The organism is Nakamurella sp. UYEF19 (assembly GCF_040546275.1).
Classification (GTDB): domain Bacteria; phylum Actinomycetota; class Actinomycetes; order Mycobacteriales; family Nakamurellaceae; genus Nakamurella.
The window spans coordinates 279,241-299,856 of record NZ_JBEPNO010000001.1; the positions used below are offsets into that span (position 1 = coordinate 279,241).

General features: G+C 66.6%; 21 protein-coding genes. 7 read left to right on the plus strand and 14 right to left on the minus strand.

From position 1 onward, the window contains the following. Positions 1-67: 67 nt before the first annotated feature. The 3 genes from ABIB25_RS01320 to ABIB25_RS01330 all read right to left on the minus strand — a co-directional run bounded on the left by ABIB25_RS01320 (position 68) and on the right by ABIB25_RS01330 (position 3,424). Complete coding sequence (locus ABIB25_RS01320; protein WP_354526593.1) at positions 68-1,111, minus strand: zinc-dependent alcohol dehydrogenase family protein; 1,044 nt, start codon at positions 1,109-1,111, stop codon at positions 68-70. A 114-nt stretch (positions 1,112-1,225) separates the two neighbouring features. Then, positions 1,226-2,725, minus strand: coding sequence for a bifunctional aminoglycoside phosphotransferase/ATP-binding protein (locus tag ABIB25_RS01325; RefSeq protein ID WP_354526594.1), 1,500 nt, complete (start codon positions 2,723-2,725; stop codon positions 1,226-1,228). A 198-nt stretch (positions 2,726-2,923) separates the two neighbouring features. Next, entirely contained in the window at positions 2,924-3,424 is a 501-nt protein-coding gene (locus ABIB25_RS01330) for a universal stress protein (RefSeq protein ID WP_354526595.1), read from the minus strand. Between the two features lie 529 nt (positions 3,425-3,953). On the opposite strand from ABIB25_RS01330, the gene ABIB25_RS01335 reads away from it, so the two are divergent. Beyond that, positions 3,954-4,283, plus strand: coding sequence for a hypothetical protein (locus ABIB25_RS01335; RefSeq protein WP_354526596.1), 330 nt, complete (start codon positions 3,954-3,956; stop codon positions 4,281-4,283). A 43-nt stretch (positions 4,284-4,326) separates the two neighbouring features. Here the strand turns inward: ABIB25_RS01335 and ABIB25_RS01340 are convergent, their stop codons facing one another. From ABIB25_RS01340 to ABIB25_RS01370, 7 genes are all read right to left on the minus strand, one after another. Continuing rightward, positions 4,327-5,724 carry a sensor histidine kinase gene (locus ABIB25_RS01340; protein WP_354526597.1) on the minus strand — a complete coding sequence of 466 codons (1,398 nt, stop codon included), beginning with the start codon at positions 5,722-5,724 and terminating at the stop codon, positions 4,327-4,329. Continuing rightward, a complete protein-coding gene (locus ABIB25_RS01345) occupies positions 5,721-6,374 on the minus strand; it encodes a response regulator transcription factor (protein ID WP_354526598.1) in 654 nt (217 codons plus the stop codon). The genes ABIB25_RS01340 and ABIB25_RS01345 overlap by 4 nt, the downstream gene beginning before the upstream one ends. A gap of 620 nt (positions 6,375-6,994) precedes the next feature. Beyond that, positions 6,995-7,234: a ferredoxin gene (locus tag ABIB25_RS01350; RefSeq protein ID WP_354526599.1), complete on the minus strand. Its 240-nt coding sequence runs from the start codon at positions 7,232-7,234 to the stop codon at positions 6,995-6,997. Next, a complete protein-coding gene (locus ABIB25_RS01355) occupies positions 7,231-8,472 on the minus strand; it encodes an NADH-ubiquinone oxidoreductase-F iron-sulfur binding region domain-containing protein (RefSeq protein ID WP_354526600.1) in 1,242 nt (413 codons plus the stop codon). Before ABIB25_RS01355 ends, ABIB25_RS01350 begins: the two co-directional genes overlap by 4 nt. After that, positions 8,469-9,194, minus strand: a complete 726-nt coding sequence (locus ABIB25_RS01360; RefSeq protein WP_354526601.1) for a ferric reductase-like transmembrane domain-containing protein — start codon at positions 9,192-9,194, stop codon at positions 8,469-8,471. Before ABIB25_RS01360 ends, ABIB25_RS01355 begins: the two co-directional genes overlap by 4 nt. After that, positions 9,181-10,173, minus strand: coding sequence for an FAD:protein FMN transferase (locus ABIB25_RS01365; protein ID WP_354526602.1), 993 nt, complete (start codon positions 10,171-10,173; stop codon positions 9,181-9,183). The genes ABIB25_RS01360 and ABIB25_RS01365 overlap by 14 nt, the downstream gene beginning before the upstream one ends. A gap of 689 nt (positions 10,174-10,862) precedes the next feature. Continuing rightward, positions 10,863-11,627, minus strand: a complete 765-nt coding sequence (locus ABIB25_RS01370) for a hypothetical protein (protein WP_354526603.1) — start codon at positions 11,625-11,627, stop codon at positions 10,863-10,865. A gap of 756 nt (positions 11,628-12,383) precedes the next feature. On the opposite strand from ABIB25_RS01370, the gene ABIB25_RS01375 reads away from it, so the two are divergent. From ABIB25_RS01375 to ABIB25_RS01385, 3 genes are all read left to right on the plus strand, one after another. Continuing rightward, positions 12,384-12,719: a hypothetical protein gene (locus tag ABIB25_RS01375; RefSeq protein WP_354526604.1), complete on the plus strand. Its 336-nt coding sequence runs from the start codon at positions 12,384-12,386 to the stop codon at positions 12,717-12,719. Between the two features lie 213 nt (positions 12,720-12,932). Beyond that, positions 12,933-13,568, plus strand: coding sequence for a DUF4352 domain-containing protein (locus tag ABIB25_RS01380; protein WP_354526605.1), 636 nt, complete (start codon positions 12,933-12,935; stop codon positions 13,566-13,568). A 63-nt stretch (positions 13,569-13,631) separates the two neighbouring features. Next, positions 13,632-14,297, plus strand: a complete 666-nt coding sequence (locus ABIB25_RS01385) for a BON domain-containing protein (RefSeq protein WP_354526606.1) — start codon at positions 13,632-13,634, stop codon at positions 14,295-14,297. Positions 14,298-14,325: 28 nt separating this feature from the next. On the opposite strand, the gene ABIB25_RS01390 is transcribed toward ABIB25_RS01385, so the two are convergent. Beyond that, positions 14,326-15,513, minus strand: coding sequence for an AI-2E family transporter (locus ABIB25_RS01390; RefSeq protein WP_354526607.1), 1,188 nt, complete (start codon positions 15,511-15,513; stop codon positions 14,326-14,328). A gap of 248 nt (positions 15,514-15,761) precedes the next feature. Here ABIB25_RS01390 and ABIB25_RS01395 point away from each other — a divergent pair, with 248 nt between their 5' ends. After that, positions 15,762-16,022, plus strand: coding sequence for a hypothetical protein (locus ABIB25_RS01395; RefSeq protein WP_354526608.1), 261 nt, complete (start codon positions 15,762-15,764; stop codon positions 16,020-16,022). After that, a complete protein-coding gene (locus ABIB25_RS01400; protein WP_354526609.1) occupies positions 16,019-16,951 on the plus strand; it encodes a hypothetical protein in 933 nt (310 codons plus the stop codon). Before ABIB25_RS01395 ends, ABIB25_RS01400 begins: the two co-directional genes overlap by 4 nt. 70 nt (positions 16,952-17,021) lie before the next feature. On the opposite strand, the gene ABIB25_RS01405 is transcribed toward ABIB25_RS01400, so the two are convergent. From ABIB25_RS01405 to ABIB25_RS01415, 3 genes are all read right to left on the minus strand, one after another. Continuing rightward, complete coding sequence (locus ABIB25_RS01405) at positions 17,022-17,996, minus strand: M48 family metalloprotease (protein WP_354526610.1); 975 nt, start codon at positions 17,994-17,996, stop codon at positions 17,022-17,024. Between the two features lie 4 nt (positions 17,997-18,000). Next, a complete protein-coding gene (locus ABIB25_RS01410; protein ID WP_354526611.1) occupies positions 18,001-18,378 on the minus strand; it encodes a BlaI/MecI/CopY family transcriptional regulator in 378 nt (125 codons plus the stop codon). 162 nt (positions 18,379-18,540) lie between these two features. Beyond that, the gene (locus ABIB25_RS01415) at positions 18,541-19,164 is read right to left on the minus strand and encodes a COG4705 family protein (RefSeq protein WP_354526612.1); all 624 of its coding nucleotides are present in this window, start codon (positions 19,162-19,164) and stop codon (positions 18,541-18,543) included. A 264-nt stretch (positions 19,165-19,428) separates the two neighbouring features. On the opposite strand from ABIB25_RS01415, the gene ABIB25_RS01420 reads away from it, so the two are divergent. Further along, positions 19,429-20,580: an iron ABC transporter substrate-binding protein gene (locus ABIB25_RS01420; RefSeq protein ID WP_354526613.1), complete on the plus strand. Its 1,152-nt coding sequence runs from the start codon at positions 19,429-19,431 to the stop codon at positions 20,578-20,580. Positions 20,581-20,616: the final 36 nt, after the last annotated feature.

Consider the following 20,616-nt stretch of genomic DNA (forward strand, 5'->3'; position numbering starts at 1 on the left):
CCGTCCACACGGTACAAAGTCCCGATGATGCGGGGTTTTCGAGGTGCTCGTCGGGACCGGGGGGTCGTCACGTCCTGGTCAGCGCCACCTTGATGGCGCCGGTGTCCCCGGCGCGCGCGAAGGTGTCGTAGGCGTCGAGGATGGCGGGGAGCATGAAATGGTGGGTGACGAAGGTGTCAGGTTTCAGCTGACCGGTACGGACCAGTTTCAGCAGCGTGGGGGTCGACCACGTATCGACCAGCCCCGTGGTGATGGTGATGTCGCGGATCCAGAGGTCTTCCAGATGCAGCGTGGCCGGCTTGCCGTGCACGCCGACGTTGGCCACATGTCCGCCTGGCCGCACGAGTCGGGTGCACATCTCGAAGCTCTCGGGCACCCCGACCGCTTCGATCGCCACGTCGGCCCCGAGATCGCCGGTCAGGCTGTTGATCCGAGTGGCCGGGTCTTCCCGGCTCGGGTTGATCGTCACGTCGGCACCGAACTGCTTCGCCGCGTCGAGTCGTGCGTCGAGAAGGTCGATCGCCACGATGTGGGACGGGCTGTACAGGCGGGCACAGGCGATGGCCGCGAGTCCGATCGGGCCCGCACCGACGATCGCGACGGTGTCGCCGGGACGGACTCCGCCGTTGATGACGCCGACCTCGTAGGAGGTCGGGAGGATATCGGCCAGCATGAGGATCGACTCGTCGTCGACCCCGGCCGGGACGGGGTACAGCGAGGTGTCGGCGAAGGGAGTTCGCACGTACTCCGCCTGGGTGCCGTCGATCTTGTAGCCGAGGATCCAACCCCCACCCCCTTGGCACTGCCCGTAGCGGGCTTCCCGGCAGTACCGGCACCGCCCACACGAACTCACGCACGACACCAGAACCCGGTCTCCAGGTCGGACGGTATTCACGTTGGAGCCGATCGCCTCGACCGTTCCGACCGCCTCGTGACCCAGGATGCGACCGGCGGTCACCTCTGGCACATCACCTTTGAGGATGTGCAGGTCCGTGCCGCAGATCGTCGTCGTATCGACGCGAACGATCGCGTCGGTCTCCTCGATGAGGCGCGGATCGGGTACGTCGTCCCAGCTCTTGAGGCCTGGACCGTGATAAACGAGAGCTTTCATGGCAATCTCCTCGGACGTGTCGGGTTTCTCTCCGAGTGTGGTCCCTTCCCGTGCCGGCGGCAGTGCCGAAAGACCCGTCGTGCAATGGACTTTGGCCGCTGTCCACGGGCGACGTCAGGCCGGTCGGGTAGCGAGGACGCGCGGTCGAAGTCTGCCGGGGAACAGAGCACCTGCTGCCGCGAGCGATGTCGGGGCCGAGGTGGAGGTATCGATCGATGAGGCCTCCGGCCAGGGATCCCGGGCGGCGCCGAGTTGGCGGGCAACGACGGCGCCGGCCTCGGAGCGGTCATGGCCGGCTTCCAGGCGGCGTTGTGCACGTGCAGCCGAGAGATCCAGCGGCGCTTCGCATTCGATGGCGACCAGCCGGCTCCGGCCGGCGAGGGCCACGGCGGAGGCGAGTTCCCGCACGGCGGTACCGGCCCAGGTCGCGTCGGCGATGACGCATTGCCCGGCATCGAGTGCGAGGCGGGCGCGTGCCAGGAGTTCCTGGTACGTCGCCATCTTGCCCGCCTCGGTGTACCTCCCCTCGGGCCCCGGCGGCAGCGAATCCTGACGGATGACGTCCGAGCTGAGGACGACAGCACCGACGAGCTCGGCGAGGCCGGTGGCCAGCGTGGTCTTGCCCGTGCCGGGCGCGCCGCCAACGAGGGTCAGGGTCACCTCTCCGGCCTCCAGGTGAGCCAGTGCCAGCCGAGCGTGCGCATCAGCCTCGGCCACCGCGGTCGGCACGCCCTGGGCGGCGCGGATGCAGGCCACCTTCGCCCGGACGAAGGCGCGGTAGGCGACGTAGTGGTGCTGCAGGGAGGTGACCGAGGGAGTGTGGCTGAATCCGTCGTAGGAATCCAGGAAGTGCCGGGCCAGGTCCGGGCGCCCCAAATATTCGAGATCCATGGTGAGGAAGGCGATGTCGTCCAATACATCGACGTATCGCAACTGATCGTCGAATTCGAGGCAGTCGAGCACCCTGGGGTGGTCGGGCAGGCAGAAGATGTCCTCGGTGATCAGATCGCCGTGGCCGTCGACGATCATCCCGCGCGCGACCCGATCCTCCAGCAGCGTTGCGCGGCCGTCGATGTATCGAAGCGCCAGTTCGGTGATCCGTCGATGCATCTCCGGGTCCAAGGTCGTGCCGAGGAACTTCTGTGTTTCGGCGAGGTTGTCGGTCCATCGGTGGCGCAGCGCGGCCGGGCGGCCGGCCGCCGCGATCTGCGGTCCCCTTTCGGCACCGGCGTGGAACGTTGCCATCAATCGGGCAAGATCACGCAGGTTGCCCTCGACGTCGGCGCCGCGCCGAATCATGGTCGACAGCCGTAGCGCCTCCGGCATCCGGCGCATGACGATCACGTGGTCGTCGACCTGTCCGTCGGAACCGGAGACGGTTGCGACGTCGAGGTACACATCGGGTGCGAGCCTTCGATTGAGCTCGAGTTCTCGCCAACAGGCGTGCCTGCGGGCTGCTTCGGTGCGAAAGTCGAGGAAACCCAGGTCGACGGGCTTCTTGACCTTGAACGCACGATTTCCCACCAGTGCCACCACACCACTGTGGGTCTCTCTGATCTCGGCCGGTAATCCGGGCGTGAGAACGACGGGTACCTCCTCGACGCTGCTGGTCATCGCATGCTCGCTTCCATTCGGGCCATTCTGCAGCCGGCCGAATTTCCTGGGAATCCCCGAAGGTCCCGTGACTGCGGGGACGATGGTCCCTGGCCGGATCTGCCGAGTCGACGCCGCCGCGGAAGGTCTTGGCGTGGGCAATTCTTGGTGGTGGAGAATCGCGAGAACACCATTCTGCGCGGCAGAGGCGCCAACGACTCAGAGTGTGACGGCGCCGGCTCGATCGGCCAGCAGATCGGACTCCGAAAATGCGGCGACGGATCCGGGAGCATGGACGACCAGGACCGGGCAGAGGGCGTGTGCGGCGCAAGCATTGCTCACCGATCCGAGCAGCACTCCGGACAGCCCTGCGTGGCCACGACTACCCACCACCAACAGGCTGGCCTCGCGGCTCAGCGCGATGAGGCTGTCCGCCGGATCGCCCTCGACAGCGACGATGTCGATCTCCGGCATGACGCCACCCCGGAATGCGGCAATGACGCAGTTGGACACGAGATCTTCGGCGAACTCCTCGGGATGCGCAGAGGCCGGCGGCAGTACGCCATGCCGAAACGGCTGCCATGCAGTGACACCGACCAGTCGATCTCCGGAGAGGCCGGCCAGCCGGCGCCCGACTCGCAGGGCCTCCAGCGAGGCCGGCGATCCATCAACCGCAACCATGACCCTGCCTGTCTTCACAATCTGGGTTTCCGTGGTCATCTGGTGCTCCTCTGGTGGAACCCGACCCGGAGGGTCGACTTCTGGTGGGTGGCGTCCTGCTCCCCAGCTTGGTCGCCGTCGACCGACCACCCAAGGATCGGACTGCTCCGCCATGCAGAGGCCAACGTCCCGGTGTTCGAGGACCGAGGTCTCGTCTTGCCGAGCGGCGGCGCTGTCACGGTGGAGGCTGGAGGTCGATGGCCCGCCGGCAAGGTCACTGTCCAGACAGCGAGAAACTGTTCAGCCGAGGGGACAGCCTTAAGTCTGAGTAAAGAATGACGCTCCCTCCTGGTCCGATTACCAGCCACGTGTTTGACTGACAATGCTGCCGAGCGACGACGAATCCGCGGTACCCAGATGTCCGCGTAGAAGGGAATGTCGCCGGGAGCGCTCAACGGTCAGCCCACTATTGCAGGAGGTTTTCGTGGCAGATAGCGCATCCATGGATAATTCGTCGTTGGTGGAGGGTGGTTCATCTGTACGCCGTTCGCTGGCGATACGTGTAGCGGGCGCGTTGCTGTGTCTCGCGGTGTCGTACGTACATCTGGTCGACCAATCCTTTTTCGCATTCGACAAAGGACCCACCTATGTTCTCGTCGGATACGCCATCCTGGAACTGGCGGGGATCGTCACGGGTGTGCTGCTCCTCGTGCGTCCGGCCCGATCGGTCTGGAGTGCAGGAGCCCTGGTGGCTGCTGGACCGATGATCGGGTACGTGTTGTCAAGGGGGCCAGGGCTCCCCGGCTATTCCGATGATCGCGGCAACTGGTCGGAGCAGTTGGGAGTGGCCAGCCTGGTCATCGAGGTGCTCCTGCTCGCCTTCGCGCTCGCCGCAATGGGCCCGAGATCACGTCCTTGATTCCCTCCCGGCCGGGTTTGGCGGGTACACACATGAGGCAGTTTCACGCATGATGCAGTGGGGCTCCGTCGGTTCGAGAACCGGGCGGGGAATGATGGACAGGTGCCGGCCAGGTCGTCACGATCTGCAGCCCGCCGGCAGGCGATTCCTCAGCCTTGGCTTCGCCGCCGGCGGTCCTGGCACTGTCACGGACCAGCGCCAGTCCGAGCCCGCTGCCACCCGGCACGGCCTGCGTGCCGCGCGTGAAACGCTCGAAGACGATTTCGCGCTCCTCGCTTGCGAGGCCCGGTCCATCGTCGGCGACGGTCAGCGTGACGGCCGCCGCTCCGTTCCGGGCAAGTCGCACCCCGACCCGACGGTTTGCGTAGCGAAGGGCATTGCCGATCAACTCGTCGATCACCCGGTCCAACACCCCGATCGGCGCTTGGATCAGAAGCCCATCTGTCACGTCAGCATCCAGCTGGATGCTGTCTTCGTTCGCCGTCGTCTGCCAGGTGGCAACTCGGCCGCGAACGATGTCGGACGCCTGCACCGAGCTCGACGCCGGGCCGGAGTCACTGAGTGCAAGGGCAAGCACCTGATCCAATCGGCGCGCGAGTCGATCGACCTCGGCGACGGCCGCGGCGGCGTTGTTTCGAACGGCCGGATCCTGGGTCAGATCTTCGATTGCCTCCAGCCGCAGACGGATTCCGGTGAGGGGAGTCCGCAGATGATGCGAGGCGTCGGCCGCGACCCGCTGTTGGCGGGTGACGAGTTCGTCGAGGTGCCCGGCTGTCGCGTTGAGGGCCGCCGCGACCTGACGGACCTCTGCGGGACCGTGGTCCTCATCTCCCCTGAGCGACAGGTTGGCGGGCAGTCGTCCCGCAACTCCGGCGAGTCGATGCAAGGGTGCGGCGAGTGAGCGCGCGAGCAACCAGGCCACCAGAGCAGCCGCGGAGATCACGCTCGCGATGAAGAGCGCCAACGAACGACCGGTCCGGGCCACCATGTCGTCGACCACATCCTCGGGGAGACTGAATCTGACCGCTGCCATCACCTCTCCATGTTGGAGGATCGGGGCAGCCACATATCGCAGAGTGCCTCCGAGGGTGATCGATGTTCTGGTGTCGGAGGCCAACTGGCCGGAAAGGGCACGGCGAATCTCCGGTCGGTCGAACACCCGGTCGAGGGCGCTCAGGTTCGAGTCCGCCGCGAGACTCAGGTCAGGGCGCACGATCACGATGCGGGCATTGGTTCTTGCGGCGTCGGTCGCCACAGTTCCGGCCCACAGCGCCTCCGACTGCATCGACAGCTGTGCTGAGGTGATGAGGGCGTCGAGTTGGAGTCTGGATACGAAGGCGGCGCGCTGATCTCGGTCGACCATGATGACCAGAGGTACGGCAAGGGCGATCGCGACCGCGGCGGTCAGGGCCACGAGAGCGAGCACCAATCGCCGTGTCATCGGTCATTCTCGACGAGCCGGTATCCGACCCCCCGAACCGTCTCGATCAATTCCGGGGCGCCGAGTTTGCGGCGAATGACGGACACATGGACGTCCAACGACTTTCCGGAGCCGTGCCAGACCGGGTCCCAGACTCTGGAGAGCAACTCGTTGCGTGGTACGACCCTTCCAGGATGCTCGGCCAGCACTGCCAGCAGCTCGAATTCCTTTGCGGTGAGCTGCACCGTGGTTCCGTCGAGCGATGTCGTCCGACGAGTGCGATCAACCACGAGACGACCTGCTTCCAGGGGTGCCTCGATTCGCCTTCGCCGTGCGATCGCCCGTATGCGGGCGCTGACCTCCCGCACGGAAAAGGGCTTGACGACGTAGTCGTCGGCGCCCAGTTCGAGCCCCACCACGCGATCGGTCTCGTCACCCCGTGCTGTGACCACGATCACCGGGACGTCGCTTCGCTGCCGCAGGGTTTTCAACACATCGAGTCCGTCACCGTCCGGAAGACCCAGGTCGAGCAGCACCACGTCGACATGACCCGCAGCAGTGGGCACCTCCCCGGCGGTCCGGACGTGGGTGACGTCCAGTCCGTTGCGGCGCAAGCCTTCCAGCAGTGGCACGAACACGGCCGAGTCATCCTCCACGACGAGCACCTTCATCAGTGAAGCCTCCTCCGCGTGCGGCGTAGGTACCATCATCCTCATGTCATTGCGAGGACTGGCCACAAGCGTCCTGGTGGCCATCGTGTTCAGCGGGTGCGCTGTGACTGCCGTCGTCGCCATCGTTTCGGCCATGCCGGCGTCAAAGCCGCCACCGGAATCCCTGGTGATCGTGGTGCCGGTCTCCGTTCCCGCCCCCGCCCTGTCGTCGAGCGGATCCCGCGCGTTGCCGGCGACGCTCCCTCCCGTGCTGTCCGGAGCTCTATCTTCGGGACCTGTGCCCCGAAGTCCTCATCCCTCGGGATCTGCATCGTCGCAGCCTTCGGGGCAGCCGATGACCTCGAGATCGACCCGCATATCAGGGCCGTCGGCCGTGGTGCCCACCCAGCCCTCATCCGAACAGCCGGCCGGGACTCCGCCATCCACCCGTGCGCCGTCGGCACCCGAGCTGCCTGTTCCGACCGAAACGTCTGTGACCGTCACGTCGGCCCCGGCACTGACCACAGCGGTAGAGACCACGTCCGCCATCCGGGTCCGCACCACCGGGGATGATCGCGCGACGGTGAGCACGGGCAGCTCGGCAGATGACTGAACCCGCTCGACCGACCTCTTGAAGAGCCTCACTCGATGCTGAGGCGCAGCGCCCGCCGCGGGCAACCGCGTTCCGCGCGCACCGCGGCTCTGCGGTCGGATCCTTCCAGGTCGGTCGACGGGATGACGGGATAGCCCCACGGGTCCAGGTGGATGATCCCGGCTGCAAGGTGTGCGCACATCCCGATGCCATCACAGGCGACCGGATCGATGTGGAGTCTTGCCTTCTCAGCCCTGCCAAGGTTGTCTGCCGGGCGAGAGCCTCTCATCGTCCCTGCTCCTGTTGCAGGCAACGACCGTAGCGGTGGTCGTTGATCTCGGCAGCGAATTCGCGGAGGGCGCTACGGATCATCCGCAAGGCGCCATCCGGTAATCGGCAGGCTCCCCGGCCGTCGACAAGGGCCATCTTCTCGTGCAGGCGGTCGAGATCCCGCTGCCCCGCCCGTCGGCCGGCCAGTCGTGAAACGAGCTCCACCACTTCGGGAAGGCCGAATCGGCAGGGTCCACACTGACCTGCGCTCTGGTCGGCCAACCAGTGTGCGATCGACGCGGTCATCTCGAGCCCGCAGTCGAAACGCCCCAAGGCGATCAGGACACCGGCACCGAGAGATCGTCCAGCCTCCTTCAGTGCGTGCGGATCGACGGCCAGAAGCGCCAGCTCCGACCAACCCACCCATTCCCCGCCGTATCCACCGAGGAGAACTGCCTGCGGGACCGGGACTTTCGCTCTTTCGAAGAGCTCGGAAAACGTTTCGCCTGCAGGTACCTCGGCGACGAACCGGCGGTCCCCGTCAGTCACCGTGACCAGGGAGCTCGGTTCGAACGATCGCGATCCGGTGCGGGCCAGCAGGCCCAGCCTGGCCAGGGTCTCGACGTTGTGCACCAGGACCGGAGGCCCACCGGCCCACGGCTGCGCGGGGTTCATCGTGGTTCGGGGAAGCGGTGGACCGCCGTGAACCGCTCTGATGACCGCCGAAGACTCGCCGGCCAGATAGCGTTCCGGTGTCGTCACGATTTCCGGTGCCCTGGTCAAACCGCTCCGGCGCTCCGCGAGGGCCGAACGCAGACTCTGCAACGTGGCCCGCGCCTCGTCCGCCAGCCAGATGACGACCCGGTCGGCTCCGATCATGGATGCCGCGAGTTCAGCGCCGTCCAGGACCAGATGTGGCCTCAATTGGAGCAGGGCGGCGTCCTTGCCCGACGCGGGCTCACCTTCGCTTGCGTTGACCACCAGCGTCCAACCGCCGACATCGGCCTGCTGCGCAGCGCGCCACTTGGTAGCCACCGGGAAATGTGCCCCACCGCGGCCGGTGAGCGCGATCGCGCGCACCTGCTGATCGAGCCAGTTCGGCTCGAGGCCGGCCGTCACCACACCGAAGGCGGCCTCGTGTGCCGTGCGGTCCTGCCGGGGGACGCGTGTGTCTAATTTGTGCACGACCTGCGACGAACTGCCGATATCGATGAAGTCGGATCCGAGAAGAGCTCGGCCACGGGTGATTTCGGTCATCGCGAGACCACCTTTCCGGAAGTGCCCTCGATCGGAGTGCCGCTGGGCAGCGGCGCTCTCACGGTGGGCTTCGATGTTTCCGAACCGGGCCTCGGCCGACCGGCCGCGTACCGCCACCATGCGGCGGCGAGCACGGCGATGCCCATTGCCGCGTAGGCGGTTGTCCATCGACCGCTATCCGATCCGGCGAGAACGGCATGCACCCAGGCCGCGACCCACGAGAGTGCGGCGGCCCGGTGCAGGCCCCGCCACCATCGGATCCGCAACCGCCCCGCCAGCGCTGCCGAGAGTCCCGCCGCCGCGCCGGCCCAGAGCGAGATCACACCCAACGTGACGGGCAGTGGGCGATAGGCGGCTCCCATCGGGACCAGCGCGCCCATCCAGCCGACCTTGGCGTACGGATCCAGAACCAGTACGACGACGTGCAGTGCGGTGAAGACGAGAGCGAAGACCGTGAGTGAAACGTGCAGGCGCAGTCTGGTGGTCGGGGAGAGCCCGCGAAGACCTGCCCGGCGAGGATGGGACAAGACCAGACCGGCCAAGGTGGCAACGGTCAGCAGGAGCAGTGCGGATGCGCCGGCTGCTCGGGCGACAAGCCACAGCGCCATTCTGTTGCCCTCGATGTGCTGCCAGGTGAAGCCGGTGAGCACTCCGCAAAATGCCGCCGACACTGCCACGATCCCGGCCCGCGCCGCCACACGTGCAGATTCACGAGCCGGCATCGGACACCTGCCAGAGCACGGACGGGGCAGCCGCAGGGCTGACCCCGATCCGACCGGACAACTCGACCCAGATGGCGGCCAACGCCCGAGATTCGGCCAGGCCGAGGATCTCTACTGCCCCCGCGACGAACAGGGACTTGCTCCAGACCTCGGCCCAGGCCGGATCCTCGTGGATGACCGTGACGGCGGCCAGCTTCGACGCCGCCGGTCCGCCGCTCCGTGGGTCGATGAGATGGTGGACTTCTCGATCCCCCACCTTCCAATGTCGCAGGCGTACCGACGATGTGGCGACCGCCCGATCCGAAGTGTCCACGACCGCAATCGGTTCTCGATGTGCTGCTTGCCCGGTGATCAGAGGGTTCTCGATCGCGGCGCGCCATCCGGCTCCTTCCGGGCCGGATCCCCTGGTGGCCAGATCGCCGCCGGCCTCGACGAGCGCAGCGGTGCCGACGCACCGTAGAGCAGAGATTGCCCAACGCACCGCCAGTCCTTTTCCGATCCCGCCCAGATCGATCCGCTTCGGCCCCAGGCGAACCGATCCGGTCGCCTCCCGGAAGCGAGGCTGCCAGCGATGCACTGCCGTGTCGGACCTCGGTGGTCCAGTGGGGCCGCTGATCTGGACATCCCCGGTATCGAAGGCCAAGGACCTGTCGTAGCCCATTGATTCGAGCGTCCTCAGCACCCTCGGGTCGAACAGTCCGCCCGTGACGCAATAGGCGTCGTAGGCCTCGAGAATGGCGTCGAAGCATCGCTGAGGGACCGCATGGTATTGACGTGGTGCACTGTTTGCCCTCATCAATGGGCTGGCCGGATCGAACCTGGTGCAGGAAGACTCCGTGTCACGGAAGATCTCCTCCACGACCCTGAATGCGTCGGCGGCTTCCTGGGGTCCGGCTCCGACCAACTGCACTGTGACCTGGCACGCCATGGCCCGGAAGCGGTGGAAGTCGGTTCTCTGCTGCATGACGAGGTCAGCCACCCGATGCTCCCGACTTGGTATGAACGGCAGGGGCGGGAGCGGGGGCCGGCGCAGCGGCGGGTGCAGGTGCAGGTGCAGGTGCAGGTGCGGGTGCGGGGGCGGGTGCCGGTGCGGGTGCGGGTGCAGGGGCAGGTGCGGGTGCGGGTGCGGGTGCAGGTGCGGGTGCAGCGGCCGGGGCCTGGACTGCCGGCGCGGAGGAGGCCTGGACGCTCGGCGCCGACGGGGAGTTCGCCTGCACCGAGTCGGGAACCGTCGTGGGACCTGGTGTGGATAATCCTGCAGTCGCGATTGGCGCGGCTGCTTTCACCGCTGCCGCTGCCGCCTCTGCTTTCGCTTTCGCTTTCGCTTTCGCAACGGCTACCTTGTGCGCCGCCACCGCTTTTCCAATGGCCTCGCGAGACCTCTTCGTATCCTGATCCCACTGCTGCACCTGCTCTTCGGTGTGGACCAGCAATTTGTCCAGCCGGGCAAGCCGGGCAGCCATCGCAGCGTCGGTCGCGCTCCCGGAGCTCGACCGGCCGGCTGGCGACACCGCGGCCACGACGGACACCGGCGGCGTCGATCGAGGTGGCGCAGCTGCGGCTCTCGGATCGTGGGCGTTGACCCACAGGGTCGCACCCGCAAGGAAGGCCAGCGACGCTGGTGCGACCACTGCCATCGGCCCCCAGGTGGGCCGCCGTGCTCTGCTCTCAGTCATCCTGATTGTCCTTTCGATGTTGGGGCGTGCCACTTTCATATTCGCGGGTGGCGTCGTCGCCCGCCGCCGAGCCGGTACCGGCCGGCGACGGGGCAGTCGAACCTGATGCACCCGTTGAGGTGTGGGTCGCCGGCCGCGCCCCGACGGCAGTGGTCGGGGTAGCACCGGCCCACCCGGCGGCAGCTGAACCCGATGCGCCCGTTGAGGTGTGGGTCACCGGCCGCGCCCCGACGGCCGTGGCTGGGGTGGAACCGGCCGACGCGGGACCAGGAGTGACCACCTTGGGCGTTGCGATCGGAGTCTGCACGACTGCTGCCGGGGCCATCGGCGAACCTGCCCGTGCTGCCTGCGGGACGCCGGCCCGGGCCGGGGCTACCGGCTGAATGCCGGAGGTGGACTGTGCTGCAGGCGGTAGGGCGGCCGCGGGCCGGACCGCTGACGTCGGGTCGTCGACGCCGGGCGTCGGAGCGGTTGCGGAAGCGGCCGCGGCGGCTCGGGCAGCCCGGTCGGCCGCGCGGGCAGCTGCGTCACGCTCGAGGATCAGCGACTGCAGACGGGTTTCCATCTTCGCCAGCCGCTGGGCCGTCGGATCGACGCCGGCACGACCGGGGTCAGGTCGGGGAGGTGCAGTGGCCACCACCGGTACGACAGCGGCGTCGGGAGGGGACGGGAGGGCTGCCGTGCTCAGGGTCCAGGCACCGGCCGTCAGAGCTGAGGTGACGGCGAGGGTCGCCGCAGTGATTCGGGTCCTTCGCATCGAGACTTCCTTTCATCGGCCAACGTCTCCCCAGTGAACATGGACAAGGCAAAATCCATCTCCGGGCAAGCTGAAGCTGAGGTAAGAACTCGGCGAGTTGCATTTCCTGCGGAGCCGAGCAGATGAAGCGGAGCTTGGAGCCGTCGGGGAGATGACCTGGTTCACGCCCGATGTCGCGGATGACGCGGTTCGACACGCGGCCGCCTCCGGGATTTTATCGATGCAGGGCCAAAGTCCCTGTCGGCCAGATGGCACCGGAAATTACCGTGGAGGTCGGGCCGCCGTGAGTCGCTGCGGCCCACGAGGACGGAAGGCAGGAGTAGGAGTATGCCGATCAAGGTAACGAGCACCGATCAGCGGGCCGGGTGGGTCGAACCCAATGGGGGTGCTTTCCCGGCAAGGGCCTTCGGGGGACCGGATGACGGCCGCCGATGGATGGTCTCCGCGGCCGATCTGCAGAAGAGTCAGAAGTTCACCGTCGGCCGATCCTGCGAGTATCGGGTGGCTCTCGATCCACGCACCAGGCAACCAGTTCGGGACAGTTTTGGGTGCCTGGTCTATCTGATGGCTGAACCCGATCCTCCTCGTCCCTGGCCGAATCCTCGCCGGCGGTGCGGTAGATCTGCGAGCGCAGGGCAGGCCCTCCTGACGACCCTTGCTCTGCTTCTTCTCTGCGTCGGATTCCTCGGGGGATCCGGAACGACTGCGTCCGCCGAGTCGGCGAATGCGGTGGGGCCGGTCGTCCAGAGATTGTCGATGACGACAGGTCGTGCCGAGATCCGTGGTCGCCTCGATGTTGTCGAGGGCAGAAGCAGGAAGATCCACGTGGTCGGGTGGACCTACGACCCGTTCCGCCCTGGTACATCCAACAGCGCGGATATCGTCGTGGACGGAAGGATGGCGGCGCTTCCGCTGGCAAACAGGGCCCGTCCGGATGTGAACCGAGTGATGCAGGTTGCCGGTCGGCATGGCTTCGACGTCTGGATCGCCGCCACTGCGGGTCGGCACCGGGTGTGTGTCCTCGCCCGCCCGATCGCCGATACCGGCGGTGCCGAGGTTCTCCTGGGGTGCCGGACGGCAAGCGTGTACTGAAATTCGGAACTCGTCATCGTGCTGCCATTCCGGCGGTTGGGATTTCGAGGAGATCGACGAGACCGTTCTCCTTGGATAGGTGCGAAGTCCTGATGCTGGGGGACTTTCGCCTCTGCCAGTCCGCTACTGGCGGAACGATGATGAGTGGTGCGTCAGTACGAGAGCGGCCGAGTCGCTCTTCCGCATCGTGACTGTTCGTCGAAAGAGCGTGAAATGGCAATCCAATCACCGTCCAGCCATGTCGAGCCGGCGTTGAACGAGCGCGCGACCAAGGCTCGAATCCGTACGGACGAGGTCAGCGTGAGGTCCCGACGGAGCTGGCCGGCGCGGCATACCGTGGTGTTGGTGGCCCTGGTGGCGATCGTCTTCGTGGCCATGATCACGATCGCAACCCTTGCCGGGAAGTCTGCAAGTGATGCGCGGACAGCCGGCACGACCACGTCCACGGGCGTCGAGGCTTATATCGGGACTGCGGTGAGGGATGGAAAGTTCGAATTCACGGTGATGGCCGTCGATGCCGGAGTTTCCGGTGTCGGGACGGCGCCGCTCGACGCGACTGCGAAAGGTCAGTTCGTCACCGTCCACCTGACCGTGAAGAACATCGGGACCGGTGCGCAGACCTTCGACCAGGGTTCGCAGACGATCATCGACCAGCAGGGCCGAGAATCGTCGTCCGACCCGAAGGCGGGTCTTTCGGTCGACCCCACCAATTTTATTGCCGTGATCAAACCCGGGGTCAGCCACACGGGCGTAGTCGTCTTCGACATCGCCAAGAATGCCGTCGCGACTCGGATGCAGCTGCATGATGTTGCCTTCTCCGGCGGGGTCACCGTTCGATTGGTGCAGTAATCGACCCACGGGCCGGGACCTTCTGCTCTGTCGCGTGGCAGCGAATGCGACCAGGATGAAGACATGACAAAGATGGCTCGCACTCCGAGCGAAAAACTTCAGATTTCTGTGCTGGACCAGCTGCGCGGGCTTCCGGGTGTCGAGGCCGGCCAGATCGGAGTAGCCGTCGATGGCGGCTGCGTCACGTTGACCGGCGAGGTCGAGACGTACTCCGCCACGTTGTCGGCCGCGAAGGCGGCTTTGCAGGTGCCCGGCATCACCGCCGTCGCCCAGGAGCTGACGGTCAGGGGCGGCTGGGCCGCCTCGACCGACTCCGACATCGGCCGGCAGGCCGCGGAAGCGCTGGACCGGGCAGTCGACGTCCCGGAGACTGTGAAGATCTCGATTCACAACCACGTCATCACTCTGTCCGGCGAAGTGGCCTGGCCCTACGAGGCGGAAGCGGCGTGCCGGGCCGTCAACTACATCCTCGGCGTCAATTCGGTACGAAATTTGATGACGCTCCACGTCGGGGCGGTCGGGGCCGAGATCGAACGCGACATCACCGCAGCTTTGACCGGCCACGAGCATTCCGAAGGTCCCGAATTACGGGTCGGAACGAATTCCAGAGGTGGGGTGGTGTTGACCGGGTCCGTTCGATCCGCCACCGAGAAGAGTCAGGCCGAGTCGGTCTGCTGGTCGGCACCGGGCGTCCGATCGGTGGTCGACCATCTGACGATCGTCGACTGAGTCCGGCGACGCCGGAGGAGGGTGCCGATCATGACCGGTCGAGCCGCGGGAAGAGGATCTCCCGGGCCAGGAGCAGCATGGCAGCTGCAATGGGAATGGCGACGAGCGCACCGATGATGCCCAGCAGGGCGCCGCCGATCAGCACGGCCAGCACGGTGACCAGAGCGGGTACCTCGACGGCACGCCCGATGATCCTCGGGACCAGGAAGTAGTCCTCGCCGAACCGATAGAGGACGAAGAAGCCGATCGTGGCCAGACAGATCGGCAGCGACACGGTGAGAGCCACCAGTGCGACGACGACGCCGGCGATGGTGGAGCCGACCACCGGCACGAGGTCCAGGATGGCAACCAGGATCGCGAGCAGCAGGGAGTACGGAACGCCGAAAATCAACAGCCAGGCGTACGTCAGGCCACCGGCGATCAACGAGATCACCAGGTTTCCCAGCACGTATCCGCCGACCTTGGCCAGAATGTCGTCGCCGATCAGGATGGCGCGCGGTCGACGCGAGTGCGGGAAGAGTCGATAGCCGAGTGCCCTGATGCGTGGCATGTCGGCCAGGAAGTAGATCGTCAGCACCAGCACGATGAGTCCATTGGCCACCGCGGAGAATACTGCCACACCGGCACCGAGGAGGCCGTTGGCAATCCCGGAGCTGGACGACGACAGCAGCGAGGTGGCTTTCTGCTCGAGTTGGAAGCGGTCGTTGAGCTCACCGAGGAGCGAGTTGTGATCCTTCAGCTGGGCCAAGTATTTCGGCACATTGGTCGCGAACTGTTCTCCCTGCGTGACCAGGGCCGGTACCGCGGCGGCGATGAACCCACCGATCGCACCGAGGATCAACACCAGCATCGTCACGACCCCCAACCAGCGAGGGAACCGGTGTTTGACCAACCACGACACCGCGGGCTCCATGCCAACAGCCAGGAACAGCGACAACCCGATCTGCACGAAGACGTCACCGGCGATGAGGAACAGCTGGATCAGGCCGTAGGTGGCCGCGACACCGGCGGTGGCGGCCAGCCCGACGAAGAAGGGCGACCGCCAGTCGAAAGGCTTGCCCAGCTTGCCCATCGGATCGGCGTCGGTACTGATCCGTTCGGCCGTCACCTCGGCCTGGGCCACTGCACCCTCGGCCTTGGCGTCGTGGGGTTGACCGACCAGATCGTTGTGGCCGTCGGCGCCGTCGGACGGGTCGGCAGGGGGCGTGGACGCCACAGCGTGATCCTCTCGATCAGGGAACTTCTCTTCTCAGAGGTAGTGAATGCCCAGAGTGGGCCGGGGCCACGCAATGACGCGCCCTCGCCACGTTCGAGTTGGCCCTGACCCTGATTCCTTCAGGCACTTCTCAGCCAATTTCGCTCGACTTGCCTCTACTATCGATGTAGTAGTAGAGGTTCAGGGACAGAGCAGGCTCGCAGGTCGCGACGTGACGAGGTCCGGAATTGCAATTGAACGGAGTGGACATGACCACATCGACAGATCGACGGCTGCGAGCGATGGCCGCGAAAGGCCGGAGCAGGTTGGGATTTCTGGCTCGGAACCGGCGGGGACAGCTGGCCATGGCGGTGCTGTTCGGCGCCATCGTCGGGGGCGGCTTCGTGGGTGTCGCCTCGAGTGGGCTGGGCGAGCACGACGGCCGCGGCGGGCCGGGCATGTCGTCGTTCGAGCAGGGCGGCCCGCACTCGATGTACCAGCCGGACGGCAACTCGGGGTACGACCGATGAACCACCCGGAGAGCTGCCTCTCGGAGCGCTCGGACGGTGAGAGGTTGCGCGCCAATGCTTTCCCGTCCGACTCCGTAGCGCTGCCACCGGTCTGGGCCTTCGACGAACAGGTGCCGCCGGAACTGTCGGCGCGCTGGGGGGCAGCGGATCAGGAGTCGGTGTTGCTCGCCGATTTCGTCCGCACCCTGATGAATGCCGGTGCAGCGGTCCTGCTGATGATCGGCGTCGCTTCGTTGGTCACCGGCTTCGGTGAGGGCGGGACATCCGTGGCCGCAATGGCTCTCGCCCTCGGGGTGCTCATGCTGGTCCGGCGATCACATCGACGTTCGCGTGGTCGCGCCGACAGTTTCACCGCAGGCGAGATCGACCTGGTGTTGGCTCACCGTACCGAGATCAGTTTTACCGACTGGGATCTGTTGTCCGGGACCGATGCCCCGCCAGAGGTGGCGGTCGCCCGGCGGGCGGGCGTCCTTGCGCAACAGTTGGCGGCGACCGACGCTTGGTCGAGCGAGCACCTGGCCACTCATCGGCTGCGTCTGGACCCGAGAGAGGAGGCCAGAGCGATCCAGGTGACCGCTCGTGAGCTCTTCGATCGTCGGGCTGCGCTGTCGGTCGGGAGCGACGCGGGCCTGCTTCCCGAACTCGTGGCGGCACGGGCCGGCTGGGAACAGCAGCTGGAGATTCTGTGGTCCGCGCTGGGCGACCGACTCGAGGCCTTCGAGGCCTACACGCAGGAGCTCCTCCGGCTGGCCGAAGTCATCGAACAATCGGACCAGGCACGTCGGCTGCACACCAGTCTGAGCGCCCAGGGACCGGCACTGGCCGTCCGGTCGGTCCGTCACGAAATGGCGGCCGCCGACCTGACGGGACTGCGGGCCGAACTCGATCTGCTGCGAAAGGAACTGCGTCTACCGGACACCGGTCGCTGAGGGCCGGCCGGCGTCCACGGACGGGGCGTCGGCGTGACGTTCCTCAGCGTGGCCTGAAGTGCTGGAGGCTTCAGCGTTGCCGGAAGTGATGGAGGTAGGGGGCCGCGCTCTCGATGGCTTCCCGGATGTGGGCGAGGCTGGCGATGCCGACCAGGAGGACGAGAATGGACAGGACGACCGCGGTGGCGACCCGTCCGTTCCGCCGCGCAGGAGCCGGTTCCAGCAGGGCCTGAACTCTCGAGGCGACCTGGAGGGCGCCAACGCCGAGCACCGGAATCCTCGCGGCCAGGTCGGTCGGTCCTCGACCCGATGACGATCGCGCCAGGGCGGATCGGAGGAGGGCGACCCTGGCCAGGGCGCGTCCGGTGACTCGTCGGTCTCCCATGCCCGCCGCAGCATCCTCGTCGGCCCACCGTTCGACACCCAGCCGGACTGCGGCCGACACGTTGCGCAACAGGGGGTTCGCCGCCGCTGCGATGTCTGCGATGTGGACGTAGAGGTGGTGCCGCCTGGTCAGGTGGGAGAGTTCGTGGGCGGTGAGCACGCGGCGTTCGTCGGCGTCCAGCTCGTCGAGGAGCCGCTGACCGATCACCACGCACCCGTGCAGGCCGGCGATGGTGAACGCGTCGGCCGACCCATCGCCGAGAACGACCATCGGCCCGTTTCCCGTCCTCAGGCTGCGGCACAGCTTCTCGGCGCGGACGAGCGAGAGCACGATGCTCACCGTCCGGATCGCGGCGCGCACCAGCAGGACGGCCACCATGACGGCAGCGCCGGCACCGAGCCACGCGGGGACCGGGACCTCGGCGCGGATGACGGCCGCCGACCAGTGGCCCTCGGCCGCCACCGAGCCCAGGCTGGCGATCACGGCGACGGCGATGGCGGTCAACGCGATCCCGGTGGCCAGCGACACCGCCAGCGACGCCGCGGTGAGCAGCCGGACGGCCTGCATCGGTCGGAGGCGCCGGACCGCAGTTCCGGCGGTGCGGCCGACCACCAGGCAGGCCAGAACGGCGACGAACACGGCGATCAGCGGGAACGACATCTTCTCAGCCCCGTGGTTCCGAGTGATCGAGCAGTTCGGCCAGCAGCCGTTCCTCCTCGGGATCGAGTTCGGCCACGAAACGGGCGAGCACACCGGCGCGGTCGGATCCGTCGGAGAGCAGTCGCCGCATTCGTCGGGCGGCGACGGCGTCCTCGACCGAGCCGACCGGCGCCGCGAGGCTGTAGGTGAAAGCCCGTCCCTCGCGGCTCTGGGTCAGCGCGCCCTTGGCGGCCAGGCGGGACAGGGTCGTCATCACGGTGGTGTAGGCGGGATCTCCGCTGAGCTGCTTCTGCACGTCGGAGACGGCAAGCGGCTTGGTGGCCGCAGCCACGACCGACATGACAGCGCTCTCCAACGGCCCCGGCACACGCCGATCACTCATCGATCGCTCTCCGCCTCTGATTGCTCCTGCTGCTCGCCCGCTGTACGACCGGATAGGTAGTACTAGGTGTTCTGTCGTTCCCAGTGTGTCACGTCCTCGCCGTGCCCTGGAGGTCCTCGTCGGCTTCGTGGTCGAGGCCGACGGGTTGGATGTCCGTCCGCGTCACTGCCACGTAGAGCACGAGCGCTGCGATCGCCACCACCCCATGATCGGGATCAGCATCATTGCGCCGAACAGCAGGGCGGAGTCGAGGTAGCCCAGTTTCATGCTTGCGGCAGTCAGATCGCCGGCCGCGGTGCCCAGGGCAAAGGTCGCCAGAACGGTGATCCAATAATAGGTCTCGCGGCGGCGGGTGGTGGCGCTGTGGATCGACAGCGTGCCCTCGCTCCGGGACCAGAGCCACAGGGCCAGGCCGACGACCGCCGCGTAGAAGACTGTCGACCCGAGGTACGGCAGGTCGAGTACGACGTGCAACACATCCGCGGCCATGGTTCCGAAGACCGCCACCATCGCGACGGCGAACCAGTAGATGCCCGCGACGTAGCGGCGCGTCCTGAACTGAAGGTACATCGCCAGCGCGAATCCGAGCAGGCCCACCGATCCGGCCAGCACCAGGCTGGCCTCGCCCAGGTAGTCGGAGGCGGCCTCGCCCATACCGGTGGTCAGCACCTTGATCAACCAGAAGAGTGCCGTGATCGCCGGCACCTTCGCTGCGAGCGGTTGCCCGAAGATGGCGTCGGACCTCGACCCGGTCGTGCCCGTCGTGGCGGGCGCCGTGGATGCCATGGTGTTCCTTCCAGCGTGCCGCCGGCCCTTCCGGGCGGCTAGCTACTATCTAGGTAGTAGTACGTCCGAAAGATAGTTGACCGGCCGCCGCCCTGGTCTGTGACCTCCGACTCAGTGGTGCGACGAGGAAAAGCGTCGGTAAAAGGCGATGCACAGCCTTCGCTTTGGCCTCGAGGGTTACTTAGGCTAGCCTCAGCTTGTCCAGTGGATCTCCTCAGTGCCATGTCGGATGTCCTCTCCAGCAAGCCAACCCCGGAATGAGCCATGTCCTCACGATCGACGAACCGCCTGGCCTGTGCGCTCCTGGCCGCCGGTGCGGTCATCCTCTCCGCCTGTGGTTCGGCAGGTTCGGCCGCTTCCTCGTCCTCGAGTACCTCGAACAGTTCGAGCACCTCGGCCGCGTCGGCCGACGGCAGCCCGACCCCGGGTAGCGCCACGCCCACCAGCAGTGCCCCGGTGACGACCGCTGCGGAGGAGAAACTGGACCCGACCGCCCTGGTGGTCTACAACGCGCAGCACGAGAACCTCACCCAGGCCTGGGCCGACGAGTTCGGCAAGGCGAACAACGTCAAGGTCCAACTGCGCAACGGGAGCGATCTGGAGATGGCCAACCAGATCGTCGCCGAGGGAACTGCCTCGCCCGCAGACGTTTTCATCACCGAGAATTCGCCGGGCATGAACATCGTCGAGAAGGCCGAACTGTTCCAGAACGTCGACAAGGCGACCCTGTCGGCTGTCCCGGCCCAGTACTCGCCGACCACGGGCAAGTGGGTCGGGGTGGCCGCCAGGTCCACCGTCTTCGTCTACAACCCGGCCAAGCTGACCGAGGGGCAACTGCCGAAATCGCTGATGGACCTGGCCGATCCGTCGTGGAAGGGGAGGTGGGCCGCCTCTCCCGGCGGCGCCGACTTCCAGGCGATCGTCAGCGCCATGTACGAGCTGGAGGGTGCCGATGCCACCAAGGCCTGGCTGACCTCGATGAAGGAGAACTTCAAGGCCTACAAGGGCAACACCACCGTGATGAAGGCCGTGAACGCCGGCGAGATCGACGGCGGCGTGATCTACCACTACTACTGGTACGGGGATCAGGCCGGTACGAAGGAGAACAGCAAGAACACCAAGTTGCTGTTCTTCGGGAAGCAGGATCCCGGTGCGTTCGTCAGCGTCTCGGGTGCCGGGATTCTCGCGTCCAGCAAGAAGAAGGACGTGGCCCAGAAGTTCCTGCGGTTCGTGGTCAGCAAGCAGGGCCAGGAGATCGTGGCGAACAACGTGTTCGAGTACCCCGTCCTCGACACCAGGACCGAGACGAACAGGTCGCTCGCGCCGCTCGCCGGGCTCGACGCTCCCCAGGTCGATCCGGCCACGCTGAACAGCAGCCAGGTGGTAGACCTGATGACCGAGGTCGGGCTGCTCTGAGCGCTGTCGCCCACCCACCCGAACGCCGGACGCCCC

Bases quoted from the DNA above. Each gene is read 5' to 3' on its own strand.
- ABIB25_RS01360 (WP_354526601.1), bottom strand. From the start codon at position 9,194: ATGCCGGCTCGTGAATCTGCACGTGTGGCGGCGCGGGCCGGGATCGTG.
- ABIB25_RS01320 (WP_354526593.1), bottom strand. From the start codon at position 1,111: ATGAAAGCTCTCGTTTATCACGGTCCAGGCCTCAAGAGCTGGGACGAC.
- ABIB25_RS01355 (WP_354526600.1), bottom strand. From the start codon at position 8,472: ATGACCGAAATCACCCGTGGCCGAGCTCTTCTCGGATCCGACTTCATC.
- ABIB25_RS01325 (WP_354526594.1), bottom strand. From the start codon at position 2,725: ATGACCAGCAGCGTCGAGGAGGTACCCGTCGTTCTCACGCCCGGATTA.
- ABIB25_RS01385 (WP_354526606.1), top strand. From the start codon at position 13,632: ATGACAAAGATGGCTCGCACTCCGAGCGAAAAACTTCAGATTTCTGTG.
- ABIB25_RS01395 (WP_354526608.1), top strand. From the start codon at position 15,762: ATGACCACATCGACAGATCGACGGCTGCGAGCGATGGCCGCGAAAGGC.
- ABIB25_RS01380 (WP_354526605.1), top strand. From the start codon at position 12,933: ATGGCAATCCAATCACCGTCCAGCCATGTCGAGCCGGCGTTGAACGAG.
- ABIB25_RS01375 (WP_354526604.1), top strand. From the start codon at position 12,384: ATGACGACAGGTCGTGCCGAGATCCGTGGTCGCCTCGATGTTGTCGAG.
- ABIB25_RS01340 (WP_354526597.1), bottom strand. From the start codon at position 5,724: ATGACACGGCGATTGGTGCTCGCTCTCGTGGCCCTGACCGCCGCGGTC.
- ABIB25_RS01350 (WP_354526599.1), bottom strand. From the start codon at position 7,234: ATGAGAGGCTCTCGCCCGGCAGACAACCTTGGCAGGGCTGAGAAGGCA.
- ABIB25_RS01370 (WP_354526603.1), bottom strand. From the start codon at position 11,627: ATGCGAAGGACCCGAATCACTGCGGCGACCCTCGCCGTCACCTCAGCT.
- ABIB25_RS01420 (WP_354526613.1), top strand. From the start codon at position 19,429: ATGTCCTCACGATCGACGAACCGCCTGGCCTGTGCGCTCCTGGCCGCC.
- ABIB25_RS01405 (WP_354526610.1), bottom strand. From the start codon at position 17,996: ATGTCGTTCCCGCTGATCGCCGTGTTCGTCGCCGTTCTGGCCTGCCTG.
- ABIB25_RS01410 (WP_354526611.1), bottom strand. From the start codon at position 18,378: ATGAGTGATCGGCGTGTGCCGGGGCCGTTGGAGAGCGCTGTCATGTCG.
- ABIB25_RS01345 (WP_354526598.1), bottom strand. From the start codon at position 6,374: ATGAAGGTGCTCGTCGTGGAGGATGACTCGGCCGTGTTCGTGCCACTG.
- ABIB25_RS01330 (WP_354526595.1), bottom strand. From the start codon at position 3,424: ATGACCACGGAAACCCAGATTGTGAAGACAGGCAGGGTCATGGTTGCG.
- ABIB25_RS01400 (WP_354526609.1), top strand. From the start codon at position 16,019: ATGAACCACCCGGAGAGCTGCCTCTCGGAGCGCTCGGACGGTGAGAGG.
- ABIB25_RS01415 (WP_354526612.1), bottom strand. From the start codon at position 19,164: ATGGCATCCACGGCGCCCGCCACGACGGGCACGACCGGGTCGAGGTCC.